Source organism: Hydrogenophaga atypica, from assembly GCF_042665215.1.
Classification (GTDB): domain Bacteria; phylum Pseudomonadota; class Gammaproteobacteria; order Burkholderiales; family Burkholderiaceae_C; genus Hydrogenophaga; species Hydrogenophaga defluvii_A.
Window position 1 is genome coordinate 189,585 of the sequence record NZ_JBHTCA010000005.1, and the last position, 17,423, is coordinate 207,007.

Here is a 17,423-nt window from a genome sequence, read left to right on the forward strand (position 1 = left end):
TTCAGGCGACCGGTGGCAGGGTCATGGCGCGCGCGGCTTCGGTTTGCGCGGCGCGGAAGGCGTTGAGCTTTTCGCGCAGCGCGGGGTTGCCGTTGGCCAGCATGGCCACGGCAAACAGGGCCGCGTTGGCCGCGCCGGCCGCACCAATGGCAAACGTGGCCACCGGCACGCCCTTGGGCATTTGCACGATGCTGTGCAGCGAATCGACGCCTTGCAGGTGTTTGCTGGCCACAGGCACCCCCAACACGGGCACGGGGGTCTTGGCCGCCAGCATGCCGGGCAGGTGGGCGGCGCCACCGGCACCGGCGATGATGGCTGTGAGCCCGCGCGCGGTGGCGGCCTCGGCGTAGGCGAACATGTCGTCGGGCATGCGGTGGGCCGAGACCACGCGCGCCTCGTGCGCCACACCAAACTGCTCCAGAATCTGAACCGCGTGTTGCATGGTGTCCCAGTCGCTGCTGGAACCCATCACCACCCCGACTTGAACGTCCGCCATGCTTGCTCCGTTAAAGTTGGGATTTTACGGTTCGGCCCCACATGGGCCTTGTTTCCACCGCTTGCAGGCCCATAGCCCATGATCGACGTCACCATCCAAAACTTTGAAGCCGAGGTCATCGAGGCCTCCATGACCACGCCGGTGCTGGTCGATTTCTGGGCGCCCTGGTGCGGGCCCTGCAAATCGCTCGGGCCCATCTTGGAAAAGGTGGAAGAAGCCTACGCCGGGCGCTTCAAGCTGGTCAAGATCAACTCCGATGACGAGCAGCAACTGGCCGGCGCTTTTGGCATCCGCAGCATCCCCACCTGTGTGTTGTTGATGGGCGGCCAGCCTGTGGACGGTTTCATGGGCGCGCTCCCCGAAAGCCAGGTCAAGGCCTTCCTGGACAAGCATTTGCCGCCCGCTGACGAGCTGCCGCCCGAAGTTGTGGAAGAAGCCGCAGCGCCCGAGCCCGTGGCCGCGCCCGGCAGCGACGACGCCATCGCCGCGCTGGCCCAGGCCGTGGCCGACAAGCCCGACGACGACAACGCGCGTTTCGACTTCATCAAGGCTTTGCTGCTGCTGGGCCGCACCGACGACGCCAAGGTGGCCTTTGCGCCCGTGATCGCCAAGGCCATGGCGGTGCGCAAGCTCGAGGCGCTGCAGCACTGGATGAACGCGTTGGACGTGGTGGAGAACGCCTACGAGCCGGCCGACGCCGCGCTGGCCGCGCGCATCGCCGCCAACAAACGCGATTTTGACGCCCGTTATGAATTGGCCCAGCACCACATGGCCGCCCAGCGCTGGACGGCCGCGATGGACGAGTTGCTCGAAATCCTGATGCGCGACAAGGCCTGGAACAGCGACCTGGCGCGCAAGACCTACGTGGCCATCCTGGAAATCATCGACGTGCCCAAGCCCAAGGTGGCCGAAGGCCAGATCCCGCCCGAAGACCCCACCGTGGCCACCTACCGCCGCCGCCTGAGCAGCGTGGTGCTGAGCTGAGCCACGCGTGGCGGTTCACTGCTCTGTATTCATTGCCACCAGCCTCGACGGTTTTATTGCCCGCGAGGATGGGGGCCTGGATTGGTTGGACCAGGCCAACGCCGGGGTGCCACCGGGCGAGGATTGTGGCTACGGCGCGTTCATGGCGTCGGTGGATGCGCTGGTGATGGGCCGACACACCTTTGAGAAGGTGTTGGGTTTTCCCGAGTGGCCCTATGCCGACAAACCGGTGTGGGTGCTCAGCAGAACGCTGCAGACCTTGCCAACGGGCCTGCCGCCTTCGGTGAGGCTGCTCAGCGCCACGCCGGCCGAGGTGTGTGACCAGGCAACTGCTCTGGGCTGGACGCGGCTGTATGTGGACGGCGGCCTCACGTTTCAGGCCTTTCTGGCGGCGGGTTGTGTGAGCGATCTGACCATCACCGTCGTACCCACGTTGTTGGGGTGTGGCCGCCCCCTGTTTGGGGACGCCGGTCGCGATGTGGCTCTGACCCACGTGGCGACAAAGGCCTACCCTTTTGGGTTTGTACAGAGCCGATACGAAGTGGTGGCGCCGCTGTAGTCTGGGCGTCTCAGCGCAGGCGTGTGTGGGCGGTGCGGTAGACGGCGTTGTCTTCCCGCTTGCCCACGGCGACCACGGTGACCGTGACGGTGTGGTCGTTCATCTCGTAGACGAGGCGAAAGCCCGTGGCGCGCAGCTTGATTTTGTAAGCGTTGGGCAGACCCGCCAGCTTGGCCGATGGCACATGGGGTTGCTGCAGGTGCTCGGCCAGCTTCTTCTTGAACTGGGTCTGCACGGCTTTGTCCAGCCGCTGCCATTCCTTGAGCGCGCTGGTCTTGAAGGCCAGCGCGTACACAGCAGTCACAAATCGTCCAGACGCACGGCCACGCTGGCTTCGTCTTGGCGCGACTTGACGATTTCGGCCAGGGCCTGATCGTCGATGTGTTCCATCATGGCTTCAAAGGACGCCACCGGCACCAGGTAGGCGGCCGGCTTGTTGTGGTTGAGCACAGCCACCGGTTGTCCCATGGCCGCTTCGATCACGGCGCTGGGGTTCTTTTTCAGTTCGCTGATGCTGACGGAGGCGCTGGCCAGAAGGTGTTCCATGCGGCAATTATGACCAAAATTGTGGTCTGAATCCAGGCTCACGTCTTGTAGCCCGGGTCCAGCCGTTCCACCTTGCGCAGCAGCGCCGGCCAGGCCAGGTTCGCGCCCTGGCCGGCGGTGGCGGTTTTCATGACCGCGCCCATGTCGCTGATGATGCGCGGGTCGACGTGCACCAGTTCGCTGCCACCGGCCAGCGCGTCGATCTGGATGCGGCAGGTGTTCTCCAGGATGTACATGGACAAAAAGGCGTCGGCGATGCTGCGGCCCAAGGTCAGCAGTCCATGGTTGCGCAAGACGAGGTGATTGGCTTGCCCCAGGTCGGCCTGCAGGCGCGGTTTCTCGTCGGGGCGGAAGGCCACGCCTTCGTAGTCGTGGTAGGCCAGCGAGGCCAGCACAAAGGTGGATTGCTGGCTCAGCGGCAGGATGCCGTGCTTCTGCGTGCTCACGCCCACGCCGGCGCGGGTGTGGGTGTGCAGCACACAGACCGCTTCAGGCCGGGCCTCGTGCACGGCGCTGTGGATGACAAAACCGGCCGGGTTGACCGGGAAAGGGGAGTCGTGCAGCTTGTTGCAGGCCATGTCCACCTTGACCAGGCTGCTGGCTGTGATCTCGTCGAACATCAGCCCGTAGGGGTTGATGAGGAACTGGTGCTCGCCGCCGGTGACGCTGTCGGGCAGCTTGGCGCTGATGTGGGTGAAGACCAGGTCGCTCCAGCCGTAGGCGGCCACCAGGCGGTAGCAGGCCGCCAGATCGCAACGCAGCGCCCATTCTTCAGCGCTGACCTGTTCTTTCAATGAGGGGATGTGCATGGCGACCACCGGGCGTTGGAAAAACGCCGATGGTGCGCCAGCCAGTTACACGCGCGCTGTCGCTGCCAGGACAGCGCAGGCGTTCAGTCGGCCTTCTTCACAGAACATGTGTTGAAGCCAAACATCGCATAGGGCGGGCACCAGCCCATCAAACCCGTGGCGAGGGGCACCAGGCCGATGTAGCCCCACAAGCCCACCGTGCCGGTGGCGGCGGCGGCGATGAGGGCCAGGCCGATGACGATGCGCAGGGTGCGGTCGATGCCGCCAACGTTTTTGGTCATGTGAGTCGCTCCGTGGTTGAACAATGGGGCGAGTGTGCACGTGGCGTTGCGGTCTGTCTGTGACCGAGGTCACGCAGTGCTGGCGGTGCCGTTGGCCAAGGCCCGCAGGGCGGTTGGGTCGCGTACGTCGATGCTCTCGCGCGACAGCGCCAGCCAGCCTTCGCGCTCGAAGCGGTGCAGCAAGCGGGTGACAATTTCGCGCACCGTGCCCAGTTCGTCGGCCAGGGCTTGGTGGGTGGTTTTGATGGGGCTGCCGTGGCCCAGGAGGGCGGCGGCCAGGCGTTGGTCCAGCCGCTGAAAAGCGACGGCCTCGATCAAGGCGGTGAGGTCGGCCATGCGTTCCGCAAACAGGCCGAGCACGAAGTCGCGGAACGCCGTGTCGGCCAGGGCGTGGCGGAAGGCTGCGGGGGGCAGCAGGGCCAACTGGGTGTCACGTGTGGTGACGCCCTGCGCCGACAGCGCCGTTTGTGCAAACAAGGCCGAGGAGGACACCAAGCACAACTCACCGGGCACGACGCGGTACAGCTCCAGGGTCCGGCCCTGCGAGGTGTTGCGCGACACGCGCACCTCGCCTTGCAGCAGCAAGGGGAAGCCGGCGCAGGCCTCGTGTTCACGGAACAGGGTGGTGCCGGCGGGTACTTCGTGCAGTGGCAAGCCGCTCAGGGTGTCGGCCAGCGCGGTCAGAGCGGGGTAGGTCGCGATCAGGGTGGTCATGTTCGAGGGACAAAGTTCCTCAAAAAATTTGAATGAAAACGACAAGGCAATTGAAAAGCTTTGACGATGGAATCTCTAGACTCGCCCCACTGTGCTGCGCCGCAGCAACGATTGGAGGGAGCTGCCCATGTCCGACATTCAACCGGTTGCCCGTTATAGCCGAGTTGCCGTGCTGCTGCACTGGGTGTTGGGCCTTGCCTTGATCGCCATGTTTGGCATGGGCCTGTACATGGCCGACCTGCCGTTTTCGCCGCAGCGCCTCAAGCTCTACAACTGGCACAAGTGGGCGGGTGTGGGCATTTTGCTGCTGTCTGCGTTGCGCCTGGCCTGGCGCCTCACGCACCGCCCGCCGGAGCTGCCCGAGGCCGTGGCCGGCCGCATGCCGGTGTGGCAGCGTGTGGCCCACCACGCCACCCACCACGCGCTGTACCTGCTGTTTTTTGCCGTGCCGCTGTTGGGCTGGGCGTACAGCTCGGCCGCCGGTTTTCCCATCGTGTGGTTCGGCGCGGTGCAGTTGCCGGACTTTGTGCCGGTGAGCGAATCGTTGGCCGAGGTGCTCAAGCCGCTACACAAGTTCAGCGCCTTTGCCATGGCCGCGCTGGTGTTGATGCACATCGGCGCCGCGCTCAAGCACCAATGGCTGGACCGCGACGGCTTGTTGACCCGCATGTTGCCCGGCCGCACCTGACTTTTTCGGAGAACCCCATGTCTTTTGCTCGCATTTCGTTTTCTGTGGCCGCTTTGGCCTTGATGTCCCTGCCCGCGCTGGCGCAACAAAAATTGCTGCCCGAGCAAAGCGAGATCGCCTTTGTGGCGCGCCAGATGGGCGTGCCGCTGGAAGGCAAGTTCCGCAAGTTCGATGCACAGATCGGCTTCGATGTGGCCAAGCCACAGATCAGCAAAATCGCCTTCACGGTGGACGTGGGCAGCGCCACGCTGGGCTCGCGCGAGACCGATGCCGAACTGCCCAAGGCGCCCTGGTTCAACGTGCCCAAATTCCCCCAGGCCACGTTTCAGTCGAGCAGCGTCAAGGCGCTGGGCGGTGGCAAATTTGAGGTGGCTGGTCAGCTGACCATCAAAGGCACCGCCCGCGACGTGGTGGTGCCGGTGGCATTGACCCAAAGCGGCACTGTCACCACCGCCACGGGCACCCTGCCCCTCAAGCGTCTGGCCTTCAAGATCGGCGAAAACGAGTGGGCCGACACGTCCATGGTGGCCGACGACGTGCAAGTCAAGTTCAAGCTCGCGCTTTCGGGCGTGGGCAAGCTGTGAGTTTTTTTCCTTCCAACCTTCAGGAGTTTTTCATGCGCAACACCCTCATCGCCCTGGCCGCTGTGGCCTCCCTGTCCGCCGGTGTGGCCCACGCCGCCGACTACGCCATCGACCCGACCCACACCTTCGTGACCTTCGAGATCGACCACTTTGGCACCACCACCAACCGCGGCCGTTTTGACAAGAAGGAAGGCACGGTGCAGTTTGACCGCGCGGCCAAGACCGGCAAGGTGGACATCAGCATCGACGTGGCCTCGGTGAACACCGGCACCGCAGCATTCGACAAGCACCTGCAGAGCGCTGACTTGCTGGATGCGGCCAAGCACCCGAAAGCGCGCTTTGTGTCCGACAAGTTCGCCTTCAACGGCGACAAGGTGAGCGAGGTCAGCGGCCACTTCACCCTGCTGGGCAAAACCGTGCCGGTGACCCTGAAAGCCAACAAGTTCAACTGCTACGACAACCCCATGCTCAAGCGTGAGGTGTGTGGCGGCGACTTTGAAGCGACCATCGACCGCAGCGCCCACGGCCTGAACTATGGCGTGGACTGGGGCTTCGCCAAGAACGTGCGCCTGGTGGTGCAGGTCGAGGCTGTGAAGCAGTAAGTCAGGCGGTGAGCTTGCGGGCCGTGTGGAGCACCTGCTCCACCACGCCCACCACACTGGCCTGTTGCGTGGCGTCACGCAGCAGGCCTTTGTCGTCAAAGGCCGTTGCGGCTTGCCCCAGGGCGAATTGTTTGGGGGCCACCCAGCATTGCAGCTGGCGCATCAGCGGCGCCAGCTGGCCCAGGCCACGCACGCCGCCCAGCGCACCGTTGGAAGCGGCCAGCAGGCCCACCACCTTGTTGTTGAAGGGTTTGGTGCCCACGGCCCAGTCGGCGTCGCCCGCGATGGGGCGGACAGCCAGTCCAGCGTGTTCTTGAGCAGGCCCGTGTAGCTGGCGTTGTACTCGGGCGAGCAGATGATCCAGGCCGGGTGGGCGTGCACGATGGCCTTCAGCTCCCGCACCTTGTCGGGCGTGCCTTGTGCTTCCAGGTCGCCGTTGTAGAGCGGCAGTTCGAAATCGGCGAGTTCCAGCAGGGTGACGTCGGCGCCTTGGTCACGGGCGGCTTGGGCGGCCACGGCGGCCAGGCGGCGGTTGAAGGACTGTTGGCGGGTGCTGCCGGCAAAAACCAGTGTTTTCATGAGGGTTGGGGTCCAGGTTGGGTGGCGTGTTCGAGGGTGTGCAGAAAGTGCAGGGCCTGCCAGCGGTCGTCACCGCACATGGCGGGTTCGGGCGCGAGCGAACTGCAGACGGCCGGGCGTTCGGGTTGGCCGAACAGGCGGCAGCGCAGGTCCTCGTCCAGGTGCGGGCAGGGCACACCCGCCGGCTTGCCTTGGGGCAGACCGGGCAGGGGGCTGGTGATGGACGGGGCGATGCAGCAGGCGGCGCAGCCAGGACGGCAGGCAAGACTCATGGCGGCTGATTGTCCTTGATGCCCCAAGGCCGGGTGGCGCGTGGGGTGGTCGAAAAATAGGCAGGCCCGTAAAATCGAGGGTTCCCCAGCATTTGCGCGCGCCCCACCATGTTGTACCCCCAGGAATTTGACGTCATTGTTGTTGGTGGCGGCCACGCCGGCACCGAGGCCGCGTTGGCCGCGGCCCGCATGGGCTGCGCCACGCTGCTGCTCACGCACAACATCGAAACCCTGGGGCAGATGAGCTGCAACCCGTCCATCGGCGGCATTGGCAAGGGGCACCTGGTGAAGGAGGTGGACGCGCTGGGCGGTGCCATGGCGCTGGCCACCGACGAGGGCGGCATCCAGTTCCGCATCCTCAACAGCAGCAAGGGGCCAGCCGTTCGCGCCACCCGGGCCCAGGCCGACCGCATTCTGTACAAGGCCGCCATCCGTCGCATGCTGGAGAACCAGCCGAATCTGCTGATCTTCCAGCAGGCGGTGGACGACCTGATGGTGGAAGGTGACCGGGTGGTGGGCGCTGTGACCCAGGTGGGCATCCGTTTTCGCAGCCGCACGGTGGTGTTGACGGCCGGCACCTTTCTGGACGGCAAGATCCATGTGGGCCTGCAAAACTACAGCGCCGGCCGCGCGGGCGACCCGCCGGCGGTGTCGCTGTCGGCCCGGTTGAAGGAATTGAAGCTGCCGCAGGGGCGCCTCAAGACCGGCACGCCGCCGCGCCTGGACGGCAAAACCATCGACTACAGCAAGTGCACCGAACAGCCGGGCGACGGCATGCCGGGCTCGGACACCGCCGATCGCCCGGTGCCGGTGTTCAGCTTCATGGGCAAGGCCAGCATGCACCCGCAGCAGTTGCCCTGCTGGATCACCCACACCAACGAACGCACGCACGAGATCATCCGCAGCGGTTTTGACCGCAGCCCCATGTTCACCGGCAAGATCGAAGGGGTGGGGCCGCGTTACTGCCCCAGCGTGGAAGACAAGATCAACCGTTTTGCCGACAAGGACAGCCACCAGATCTTTCTGGAGCCTGAGGGCCTGACCACCCACGAGGTCTACCCCAACGGCATTTCCACCAGCTTGCCCTTTGACATCCAGTACGCGCTGGTGCGCAGCATGCCGGGGCTGGAGAACGTCCACATCCTGCGTCCGGGCTACGCCATCGAGTACGACTACTTCGATCCGCGCTCGCTCAAGAGCAGCTTCGAGACTCGGCAGATCCAGGGTCTGTTCTTCGCCGGTCAGATCAACGGCACCACCGGCTACGAGGAAGCGGCCGCCCAGGGTCTGTTCGCTGGCATCAATGCCGCGCTGCAGTGCCGGGGCGAGGGTGCCTGGCTGCCCGGCCGCGACCAGGCCTACCTGGGCGTGCTGGTGGACGACCTGATCACCAAGGGGGTGACAGAACCCTACCGCATGTTCACCAGCCGCGCCGAGTTCCGCCTGCAGCTGCGCGAGGACAACGCCGACATGCGACTCACCGAAGTGGGACGCCAGATGGGGCTGGTGGACGATGCCCGCTGGGACGCCTTCAACCGCAAACGTGATGCGGTTTCACGTGAAACAGAACGCCTCAAGGCGACGTGGGTCAATCCGCGCAACCTGCCGGCAGAAGAATCAGCGCGTGTGCTGGGCAAGTCCATTGAGCGCGAGTACAACCTGGGCGACTTGTTGCGCCGGCCCGATGTGAGCTACGCGGCCTTGATGGGCATGGATGGCGGCAAGTACGGCGTCGACACCCTGGTTTCACGTGAAACACTGGGTGATTTGTTTGATGACTTGCATGAGCCGGTGGTGGAGCAGATTGAAATCGCCGCCAAATACTCGGGCTACATCGACCGGCAAAAGGGTGAGGTGGAGCGCGCTGCCCACTACGAAAACCTCAGGCTGCCCGCTGAGCTGGACTACATGGCCGTGCCGGCGCTGTCCATCGAGGTGCGGCAAAAGCTCAACAAACACAGGCCGGAAACCCTGGGTCAGGCTTCGCGTGTGTCGGGCGTGACGCCCGCTGCCATTTCCTTGTTGCTTATCCACCTCAAGCGCGGCAAGTTCAAAGGTTTTGCCAACGAGGCCGAGGTAGAGGCGGCATGACGGTGCACGCGCAGGAAGCCGCGCTGCGCGCGGGTGTGACGGCGCTGGGTCTGGCGCTGAGCGAGGCGCAGATCGGCCAGTTGTTGTCCTACCTGGACTGGATCGCCAAATGGAACCGCGTCTACAACCTCACGGCCGTGCGCGAGCCCGCCGAGATGTTGACCCACCACCTGCTGGACAGCCTGGCCGTCATTGCGCCGCTGAACCACCAGCGTGCCGGGCGTGCCATCCGTTTGCTGGATGTGGGCTCGGGTGCCGGCTTGCCCGGCGTGGTCATCGCCATCTGCTGCCCTGATGTGCGGGTGGATTGTGTGGACACCGTGGGCAAGAAGGCCGCCTTCATTCAACAAGTGGCGGTGGCTTTGCGCTTGCCGAACCTGCGCGGTGTGCACGCGCGGGTGGAGTCGCTCACCGAACCGTACGACGTGGTGTCGTCACGTGCGTTCGCATCGCTGGTGGATTTCACCAACTGGTCGCGCCAGGTGCTGGGGCAGGGCGGGGTGTGGATGGCGCTCAAGGGCAAACACCCGGGCGATGAGATGGCTGCTTTGCCTCCTGATGTGGAGGCGTTTCACGTGGAACCGCTGGTGGTGCCAGGGTTGGATGCTGAGCGGTGCATTGTTTGGATGCGTGCGGGTTGATTTGATGCGGTGACCTCGCGCTGTGCCTGTGGCGGCATGCGCGTTCTCCGGCCCACTCGCGGGTGTCTGATTGGGTGCGCAAGCACCGTTTCGTCAACGCCGTGTTTGGCGCGCACCCTCTGTGGCAACCGCAAATAGGGCCTGCGCCCGCGCACACCGCCACAGGCCCGAGAGTTCGAAGTTGGCGCACCACCGGCGGTTGGCCAGTGCTGCTTCTGCGGTGGATGGGGTGGGTGTCCGGGCGGCGAGACGATTCGCGGTTGCCACAGAGGGCGCGTGTCAATCGCGGTGTTGACGAAGTGGCGTGGTTCGGCCTGAGCAGGCGCCCGCGCGCGGACCAGAGCCCGGACACCCACCCCATCCGCCCTGCCCGTACCGTCGAGCGAAACATCTCAAGCGCAACGGTGTTTCACGTGAAACCACAAACAGCCCACCTCACAACCTCACGTAAACTCAAGCGCATTCCCGCTCAAGAAAAGAAAGCCCCCCATGTTCGGCATCGCTGATTACGGCGCCTTTGTCGCCGCCATCGTTCTGTTTCTCGCCATTCCCGGCCCGGGCAACCTGGCGCTCATCACCTCCACCGGCAAGGGTGGCCTGCGTGGCGGGCTGGCGGCCACTTTTGGGGTGATGGCGGGTGACCAAGTGCTGATGTGGGCGGCCGTCGCTGGTGTGGCTGCGTTGCTGACCGCTTACCCGGCGGCTTTTGCTGCGGTGCAGTGGCTGGGCGCCGCCTACCTGGCTTGGCTGGGCTGGAAGATGTTGACCGCCAAACCAGGTGATGCGCCTGTGCTCAACATCCGCCCCCAGCAATACTTTCAGCAGGCCTTCACCATCACGCTGCTCAACCCCAAGGCCATCGTCTTCTACATGGCCTTCTTCCCGTTGTTTGTGGACCCGGCCCGACACCAAGGTCTGATCACTTTTGGTGCGATGGCGGCCACGGTGGCGGTACTGACCTTCTTGTACGGGTTGGTGGCTGTCCTGCTCACCTACTTTCTGGCCGCTCGCATGCGCGCCAACCCGGTCATCGCCCGCACGCTGGAAAAGCTGGCCGGCGTGTTCCTCATCGGCTTCGGCGTCAAGCTGGCCTTGAGCAAGTAAGCCCCAGATGGCCAAAATTTTCTGCATCGCCAACCAGAAGGGCGGGGTGGGCAAAACCACCACCACGGTCAACCTCGCGGCCGGCCTGGCCAAGGTGGGCCAGCGTGTGCTGATGGTGGACCTGGACCCGCAGGGCAACGCCACCATGGGCTCCGGCGTCAACAAACGCGAACTGGCGCTCACCGTGTACGACGTGCTGCTTGAGTCGGCCAGCGTGGCCGAGGCGGCGGTGTTCTCGGACAAATGTGGCTACCACGTGCTGGGCGCCAACCGCGAACTGGCCGGCGCCGAGGTGGAACTGGTGGAGCTGGAGCGGCGCGAAAAACGCCTCAAGACCGCACTGGCGGTCGCCGATGCCGACTTCGATTTTGTGCTCATCGATTGCCCGCCCAGTCTGTCCATGCTCACGCTCAACGGCTTGTGCGCCGCCCACGGTGTCATCGTGCCCATGCAGTGCGAGTACTTTGCGCTGGAAGGGCTGAGCGATCTGGTCAACACCATCAAGCAGGTGCACGCCAACCTCAACCCCGAGCTGGAAATCATCGGGTTGCTGCGCGTCATGTTCGACCCCCGCATCACCCTGCAACAGCAGGTCAGCGAGCAGCTCAAGGGCCACTTTGGCGACAAGGTGTTCAACACCCTCATCCCGCGCAACGTCCGCCTGGCCGAGGCCCCCAGCTACGGCCTGCCCGGTGTGGTGTTCGATCCCTCGGCCCGCGGCAGCCAGGCCTTTGTGGCCTTTGCGCAGGAGATGGTGGACCGCCTCGGGACCATGAAGCCATGACGCCGCGTGTGCTGGTGCTGCCCGGCTGGCTGGGCAGCGGCCCCGACCATTGGCAGAGCCGCTGGGAAGTGCTGTACGGCGACCAGCGCGTGGAGCAGCACGACTGGGAGACCCCGCGTCGGGGCGACTGGATGGCCCGGCTCGAAGAGGTGCTGTTGCAGGACAACCGCCCGGCCTTGCTGGTGGCCCACAGCCTGGGTTGCATCCTCACGGCCGCCTGGGCCGCGCATTCGCAGAACACGGCCCGTGTGTTGGGTGCCCTGTTGGTGGCACCCGGCGACACCGAAGACCCCGACCTGGGCCCGCAGTTGCCCAGCTGGGCGCCCATCGTGCGCCAGCCATTGCCTTTTTCCAGCATCCTGGTGGGCAGCCGCAACGATCCCTACTGCCGTTTTGACAAGGCCCGCGAACTGGCGACCACCTGGGGCAGCCGCTTCGTGGATCTGGGCGAACGGGGGCACATCAATGCCGAATCGGGCCTGGGCGACTGGCGTGCCGGCCGCGACCTGCTTGACGAACTGATTTTGAAAGCCTGACGACGATGGTCACCAAAAAACCCAAAGGCCTCGGACGCGGCCTCGAAGCCCTGCTCGGCCCCAAGGTGGACGACGCTGCACCTGCCGCACCGGCGCCCGAGGGTGCGCCTTCCACCCTGACACTGGACCAACTCGTGCCCGGCCAGTACCAGCCGCGCACCCACATGGACGAAGGCGCGCTGTACGAACTGGCCGAGTCCATCAAGGCCCAGGGGGTGATGCAACCCATCCTGGTGCGTCGCCTGGCCGACGGCGACCACGCGGGCAAGTACGAGATCATCGCCGGCGAACGGCGCTTCCGGGCTTCCCGCCTGGCCGGGCTGGACACGGTGCCGGTGCTGGTGCGCGAGGTGCCCAACGAGGCCGCCGCCGCCATGGCGCTGATCGAGAACATCCAGCGCGAGGACCTCAACCCGCTGGAAGAAGCCCAGGGTTTACATCGTCTCATCAAAGAGTTTGGGCTCACTCACGAGCAGGCGGCGCAGGCCGTCGGCCGTTCGCGCAGCGCGGCCAGCAACCTGTTGCGCCTGCTCAACCTGGCCGACCCGGTGCAGACCATGCTGATGGCCGGTGACATCGACATGGGCCACGCGCGGGCGCTGCTGGCGCTGGACCGCGCGGCGCAGATCACCGCCGGGAACCAGATTTCGGCCAAAAAGATGTCGGTGCGCGAGGCCGAAAGCCTGGTCAAGAAGTTGGCGGCCGAGTTTGCGCTCACGCCCCAGAAACCCAAAAAAGAAAAGTCGCGCGACATCCGCCGGGTGGAAGACGAATTGGCCGATCTGCTGACCGCTGCGGTGGAAGTGCGGGTGAAGAAGCGCGTCAAGCGCCATGGCCGTTTTGAAGACCAGGGTGAAATCGCGATTTCGTTTGGTTCGCTCGATGAACTCAACGGTCTGATTGACCGCTTGCGTGGGAACCACGGCTCGGTGAACTGAGCAGGTGCTTGGCTGGATGACCGGCATGAAGGGGGCCAACGTGTTGCGCCGAAACGCTGGGCCTCAAGCTGGCGACCCGGAGCGCTTTGGCTCTACAGGAACCGTCACGTGAACCACACCCCCTTGCACTGGCCCTGGCCGCTGCCCGCGCTCTTGACCTGGGCCGCCGCGTGGGGGGGATTCAAACTGGCGGGCTGGGTTGGCATGCCTGTGGCCGTGCCTTTGCTGGTGGGTGCCACCACCGGCGTGGTGTTCAGCACCATGGGTAGCACACTGACCCGCAAATTGGTGATGGCGCTGGGGTTTCCGCTCTCGTGGTGGTTGCTCACAGGCTTGCCCATGGGGGCCCACCTGGCCTGGGCCTGGTTGTTGCCACTGGGCCTGTTTCTGGCGGTGTACCCCCCGTCGAGCTGGAAGGATGCCCCGCTGTTTCCCACGCCGCCAGGCGTTTTGCAAGGCTTGCGGCAGGTTGCACCGTTGCCTTTGGCTGGCCGTGTGCTGGACGCCGGTTGTGGCCTGGGAGATGGCCTGATCGAGCTGGAACGGGAGTACCCGGATGTGCACCTGGCGGGCATAGAACGCAGCCTCCCGCTGCGCCTGTTGTGTGCCTTGCGCTGTCGCTGGGCGCGGGTGGCGGGCGGCGACATGTGGGCCGCCGACTGGTCGCCGTACGACATGGTCTACCTGTTCCAGCGGCCTGAAAGCATGGCCCGCGCCATGGACAAGGCGACGCGCGAACTGCACCCAGGCGCCTGGCTGGTGAGCCTGGAGTTCGCCGCCGACGGGTGGGTGGCGAACGCCTGTCTGCAGGACGAAGACGAGCGGCCGGTGTGGCTTTACCAGGTGCCGTTTCAGGCCGCCGAGGCGCCGTCAGACCGGGTGCCCGACCACGTGGCCAGCACCTCCGCAGCGGGCGCTGGGCGGCCGAACAGATAACCCTGGTGAATCACGTTGGCGCGTTGGTTCAGGAAGTCGGCCTGTTCCTGCGTTTCCACGCCCTCGGCCACCACCTTCAGGCGCAGGTGGCCGGCCACCGACAGGATGGCCTCGACCAAAGCGGCGTCGCTCGGGTCGTGTGGCGCGTCTTGAACAAAACTCTTGTCGATCTTCAGTTCGTGGATGGGCAGGCGTTTGAGGTAGGCCAGCGATGAATAGCCGGTGCCGAAGTCGTCGATGGAAAACCGCACGCCACGCTGGGTGAGCTGGCTCATTTTGCGCACCACCGTGTCCACCTGCTCGATCACGACTCCTTCGGTGATTTCCAGCACCAGATCTTCCGGCTGCGCGCCCGCCTGCTCCAGCGCGTGCAACACGCCGGGCACAAAGTCTGCCTTGTGGAACTGGCGCGGGCTCACGTTGACCGCGATAGGCAGGCGGCGGCCTTGCGTGTGCAACTGGCCCAGGTGGGCACAGACCTGGGCCAGCACCCAGTCGCCCACCTCGGTAATCAGGTCGCTTTCTTCTGCCACACCGATGAAGGTGCCGGGCGGCACCAGGCCTTTGTCGGGGTGTTGCCAGCGCACCAGCGCTTCGGCGCTGACCATGTGGCCCTGGCGGTTGACCTGGGGTTGCAGGTACAGGCGAAGCTCTTGCGCAGCCAGGCCACGGCGCAAATCCTGCTCCACCGCAAAACGCTCGCTCACCACCTGGCCCATGGCGGCATCGAAAAAGGCCGACTGCTGCCCGCCGCCCGCCTTGGCGCGGTGCAGCGCGGTGTCGGCGCGGCGCAGCACATCACCGGGGGTGTCGGTGGCGTCGTGTGGCAGCAGGGCCACGCCCACACTGGCGGTGACGTTGATCGTTTCGCCCGACTCCAGCGCAAATGGCGCCACCAGGGCGGCGTGCACCGCCTGCGCCGTGCGCAGTGCGGTGGCCGATGTGGCGGCCGCTTGCTGTTCCTGTGCGTGCTGCAACAACGCGAATTCGTCGGCACCCAGGCGCGCGAGCATGTCGCCAGGCGCCTGCAACTGGCCCAGGCGCTGCGTCAGCTGGCGCAACAAGGCGTCGCCGGCCGCGTGGCCCAGGGCTTCATTGACGGTTTTGAAGCGGTCGAGGTTGATCAACACGATGGCGCTGTGGCCGCCCTGGCGCCGGTCTGCCGCCAGGCTGTTGGCCAGTTCGGTCAGCAGACGGTGGCGGTTGGGCAGGCCGGTCAGCGGGTCAAACCAGGCCAGGCGGTGGGCGGTGGCTTCGGCCTCGCGCTGGGCGGTCACGTCCAGCTGCACCGAGAGGTAGCGCTCGATGGCGCCGGTGTCGCCGCGCACCGGGGCAATGGTCACGCTTTGCACGGTGAGCGTGCCATCCCGACGGCGGTTGATCACCTCGCCGTCCCAGTGGTCGCCCGCCCGCAGCGCCTTCCACATCGTTTTGTAGGTGCCGCTCGGCGTCTGGCCGGATTGCAGGAAACGCGGGTTGCGGCCCACCACATCCTGGCGCGTGTAGCCGGTGTTGCGTTCGAAGGCGGCGTTCACGTACTCGATCTCGCCGCGCAGGTTGGTGATGATCACGCTGGCGGGGCTTTGTTCGGTGGCCTGCGAAAGTTGGGTGATCTTCGTCTGGGCGGCCTTGCGTGCCGTGACGTCGCGGCTCACGCCCTGCAACTGCAGCACCTGTTGCTGACCGTTGGTCACGAAGGTGGTCAACAGCTCCACACACACCAGGTGGCCATCCTTGTGGCGGTGCATCAGCTCATCGACGCTGCTCATGGCCTCGGTGTCGCCCTGCGCGAGGGCCTGTTGACGCGCGTGCAGGCGCCCGACGGCGAATGTCTGGGCTTCGGGCGTCAGCAACAGGGTCAGGGCGTCGTGTCCCACCAGCTCGTCGGGCCGGTAGCCGAGCATCTTTTCCACCGAGGGGCTGATGTAGACCATTTGGCTGCGCTGCAGGTCGTACAGCCACACCACATCGACGCTGTTTTCGGCCAGCAGGCGGTAGCGGGCTTCGCTGTTGCCCAGCTCCGCTTGCATGTGCTGCAGCGTGGTGTAGCTGTGTGCCATGTCCTGCAGGTGCCTGCGTTGCGTCAGCAGATAGACCAAGGCAGACGCGCTGAGCAGACTCAGCAGGCCCAGCAGCATGAGCCACAGCGAGCGCAACACGGCGTCTCCCATGAGCTCTACCCTGTCCTGCTTGGCCAGCAGCCACCAGTCGGTCCCTTCGATGGCGCGCACCACACCCAGCGCCGCCATGCCCCGGTAGTCGAGACCGTCCAGCACGGTGTTGGGCTGGGCGTCGCCTCGCAGCACCCGGGCGGTGAACAGCTCGGGCGTGTTCAGGGGCAGGTGGTGTTCGTGGCTGTCGGCGGTGATGAACTTGCGTGCCGAGAGGAAGCGCACCTGGTCGGCTTCCTGCGTGAACAGAAAGGCCTCGGCGGTTTCTTGGGGCAGAGGCCACTGTGCCAGCGCGGGATGCAGGTGGGGCGGCGGGTCCAGGTGCAGCACCACCACCGCAGGGGACTCGCTGTCGGCCGCCACGGGGGCCAGAAAGGCCAGGCGGAGCTGCCCGCTGCTGTCTGTCCAGGGGCCGACCCGCTCCGTGCTGTTGAGTTGCAACGCGCGGGCCAGGCCAGCTTTGATTTCGGGTTCTTGGGCGTGTGTGGGCCCGCCGGAGTGCCACACCACGGTGCCGTCGGGGCGCAACAGGCTGGCGCGCCGAAAATGACCGTCGTTGAGGTGACCCGCCAGGTGCTGCCCCAAGGCGTCCAACGCACTGGGTGCACGCGTGTGGAGCCAGATCAGCCAGTTGACCTGGAGGTCTTTGTCGGCTTGCAGCCAATGTGCATCGTGCTGGCGCTCGCTGTACCACAGCGCCACCTCTCGGGCTTTGCTTTCCGAAATGGCCAGCAGCTGTTTGCCGGCTTGCTCACGTTCGCCACGCCACACGCCGTTGATGGCCAGGCCGGTGGCGGCCAGCACCAGCAGCAGCAGCCCGGCCAGGCCCCACCAGGGCAGGGAGCGCACGGGCGCGGGTGTGTCGGGCGTGTGGCGCTCGCGCCGCAACAGCAGCACAAACACCAGGGCCGTGGTCACGCCCACAAACAGCCAGCCTTTGGTGGTGCTGGCCAGCAGCACCAGGGCCGGGTCTTTGAACAGCCAGCCCACGGCGCGGTCGGACAGCAAAATCCACAGCGACGCCAGCACGCCGTAGATCAGGGCCACCGACAGGGGCTGGAAATGGCCCTGCAAGCGCGAGCGAAAACGCAGCGGCAGGCTCATGCGG

At 65.5% G+C, this 17,423-nt stretch carries 20 protein-coding genes and 1 pseudogene; 12 read left to right on the plus strand and 9 right to left on the minus strand.

All coding sequences use genetic code 11. From position 1 onward, the window contains the following. Position 1: 1 nt before the first annotated feature. Positions 2 to 496 (minus strand): 5-(carboxyamino)imidazole ribonucleotide mutase, encoded by a 495-nt coding sequence (gene purE / locus ACFQPB_RS09805; RefSeq protein WP_382222454.1) that lies wholly within the window; start codon positions 494 to 496, stop codon positions 2 to 4. Positions 497 to 574: 78 nt separating this feature from the next. Here purE and trxA point away from each other — a divergent pair, with 78 nt between their 5' ends. Next, positions 575 to 1,480, plus strand: coding sequence for a thioredoxin (gene trxA, locus ACFQPB_RS09810; protein ID WP_382222456.1), 906 nt, complete (start codon positions 575 to 577; stop codon positions 1,478 to 1,480). Positions 1,481 to 1,487: 7 nt separating this feature from the next. Beyond that, positions 1,488 to 2,039 (plus strand): dihydrofolate reductase family protein, encoded by a 552-nt coding sequence (locus ACFQPB_RS09815; protein ID WP_382222459.1) that lies wholly within the window; start codon positions 1,488 to 1,490, stop codon positions 2,037 to 2,039. A 10-nt stretch (positions 2,040 to 2,049) separates the two neighbouring features. On the opposite strand, the gene ACFQPB_RS09820 is transcribed toward ACFQPB_RS09815, so the two are convergent. The 5 genes from ACFQPB_RS09820 to ACFQPB_RS09840 form a co-directional block, all read right to left on the minus strand. Beyond that, complete coding sequence (locus tag ACFQPB_RS09820) at positions 2,050 to 2,343, minus strand: type II toxin-antitoxin system RelE family toxin (protein WP_382222462.1); 294 nt, start codon at positions 2,341 to 2,343, stop codon at positions 2,050 to 2,052. After that, on the minus strand, positions 2,340 to 2,585 hold the full coding sequence (locus ACFQPB_RS09825; RefSeq protein ID WP_382197672.1) for a type II toxin-antitoxin system Phd/YefM family antitoxin: 246 nt from the start codon (positions 2,583 to 2,585) through the stop codon (positions 2,340 to 2,342). Before ACFQPB_RS09825 ends, ACFQPB_RS09820 begins: the two co-directional genes overlap by 4 nt. 38 nt (positions 2,586 to 2,623) lie before the next feature. Then, positions 2,624 to 3,394, minus strand: coding sequence for a class II aldolase/adducin family protein (locus ACFQPB_RS09830; RefSeq protein ID WP_382222464.1), 771 nt, complete (start codon positions 3,392 to 3,394; stop codon positions 2,624 to 2,626). Positions 3,395 to 3,477: 83 nt separating this feature from the next. After that, on the minus strand, positions 3,478 to 3,675 hold the full coding sequence (locus ACFQPB_RS09835; RefSeq protein ID WP_382197678.1) for a YgaP family membrane protein: 198 nt from the start codon (positions 3,673 to 3,675) through the stop codon (positions 3,478 to 3,480). Positions 3,676 to 3,744: 69 nt separating this feature from the next. Next, complete coding sequence (locus ACFQPB_RS09840; RefSeq protein ID WP_382222467.1) at positions 3,745 to 4,389, minus strand: Crp/Fnr family transcriptional regulator; 645 nt, start codon at positions 4,387 to 4,389, stop codon at positions 3,745 to 3,747. 127 nt (positions 4,390 to 4,516) lie between these two features. Between ACFQPB_RS09840 and ACFQPB_RS09845 the strand changes: the two genes are divergently transcribed. From ACFQPB_RS09845 to ACFQPB_RS09855, 3 genes are read left to right on the plus strand one after another with little or no spacing between them, the layout of a single operon-like run. Then, on the plus strand, positions 4,517 to 5,077 hold the full coding sequence (locus ACFQPB_RS09845; protein WP_382222470.1) for a cytochrome b: 561 nt from the start codon (positions 4,517 to 4,519) through the stop codon (positions 5,075 to 5,077). A gap of 17 nt (positions 5,078 to 5,094) precedes the next feature. Further along, positions 5,095 to 5,661, plus strand: a complete 567-nt coding sequence (locus tag ACFQPB_RS09850) for a YceI family protein (protein ID WP_382222473.1) — start codon at positions 5,095 to 5,097, stop codon at positions 5,659 to 5,661. Between the two features lie 32 nt (positions 5,662 to 5,693). After that, the gene (locus tag ACFQPB_RS09855; RefSeq protein WP_382197689.1) at positions 5,694 to 6,263 is read left to right on the plus strand and encodes a YceI family protein; all 570 of its coding nucleotides are present in this window, start codon (positions 5,694 to 5,696) and stop codon (positions 6,261 to 6,263) included. Between the two features lies 1 nt (position 6,264). On the opposite strand, the pseudogene ACFQPB_RS09860 reads toward ACFQPB_RS09855, so the two are convergent. Both ACFQPB_RS09860 and ACFQPB_RS09865 read right to left on the minus strand, forming a co-directional pair. After that, positions 6,265 to 6,842: pseudogene (locus ACFQPB_RS09860) on the minus strand (NADPH-dependent FMN reductase). Beyond that, positions 6,839 to 7,114 carry a YkgJ family cysteine cluster protein gene (locus ACFQPB_RS09865; protein ID WP_382197695.1) on the minus strand — a complete coding sequence of 92 codons (276 nt, stop codon included), beginning with the start codon at positions 7,112 to 7,114 and terminating at the stop codon, positions 6,839 to 6,841. The pseudogene ACFQPB_RS09860 and the gene ACFQPB_RS09865 overlap by 4 nt, the downstream one beginning before the upstream one ends. Positions 7,115 to 7,222: 108 nt before the next feature. Here ACFQPB_RS09865 and mnmG point away from each other — a divergent pair, with 108 nt between their 5' ends. From mnmG to ACFQPB_RS09900, 7 genes are all read left to right on the plus strand, one after another. Beyond that, on the plus strand, positions 7,223 to 9,205 hold the full coding sequence (mnmG, locus tag ACFQPB_RS09870; protein WP_382222476.1) for a tRNA uridine-5-carboxymethylaminomethyl(34) synthesis enzyme MnmG: 1,983 nt from the start codon (positions 7,223 to 7,225) through the stop codon (positions 9,203 to 9,205). Then, positions 9,202 to 9,846, plus strand: a complete 645-nt coding sequence (gene rsmG, locus ACFQPB_RS09875; protein ID WP_382222478.1) for a 16S rRNA (guanine(527)-N(7))-methyltransferase RsmG — start codon at positions 9,202 to 9,204, stop codon at positions 9,844 to 9,846. The genes mnmG and rsmG overlap by 4 nt, the downstream gene beginning before the upstream one ends. 489 nt (positions 9,847 to 10,335) lie before the next feature. Next, a complete protein-coding gene (locus ACFQPB_RS09880; RefSeq protein ID WP_382222480.1) occupies positions 10,336 to 10,950 on the plus strand; it encodes a LysE family transporter in 615 nt (204 codons plus the stop codon). Between the two features lie 7 nt (positions 10,951 to 10,957). Beyond that, positions 10,958 to 11,734 carry a ParA family protein gene (locus tag ACFQPB_RS09885; RefSeq protein WP_382222483.1) on the plus strand — a complete coding sequence of 259 codons (777 nt, stop codon included), beginning with the start codon at positions 10,958 to 10,960 and terminating at the stop codon, positions 11,732 to 11,734. Then, positions 11,731 to 12,270, plus strand: coding sequence for an RBBP9/YdeN family alpha/beta hydrolase (locus ACFQPB_RS09890; RefSeq protein ID WP_382222485.1), 540 nt, complete (start codon positions 11,731 to 11,733; stop codon positions 12,268 to 12,270). Before ACFQPB_RS09885 ends, ACFQPB_RS09890 begins: the two co-directional genes overlap by 4 nt. Positions 12,271 to 12,275: 5 nt before the next feature. Continuing rightward, positions 12,276 to 13,208 carry a ParB/RepB/Spo0J family partition protein gene (locus tag ACFQPB_RS09895; protein WP_382222487.1) on the plus strand — a complete coding sequence of 311 codons (933 nt, stop codon included), beginning with the start codon at positions 12,276 to 12,278 and terminating at the stop codon, positions 13,206 to 13,208. Between the two features lie 108 nt (positions 13,209 to 13,316). Next, a complete protein-coding gene (locus ACFQPB_RS09900; protein ID WP_382222490.1) occupies positions 13,317 to 14,144 on the plus strand; it encodes a class I SAM-dependent methyltransferase in 828 nt (275 codons plus the stop codon). Here ACFQPB_RS09900 and ACFQPB_RS09905 read toward each other — a convergent pair. Further along, positions 14,060 to 17,419, minus strand: a complete 3,360-nt coding sequence (locus ACFQPB_RS09905; RefSeq protein ID WP_382222493.1) for a sensor domain-containing protein — start codon at positions 17,417 to 17,419, stop codon at positions 14,060 to 14,062. The genes ACFQPB_RS09900 and ACFQPB_RS09905 overlap by 85 nt on opposite strands. Positions 17,420 to 17,423 lie beyond the last annotated feature (4 nt).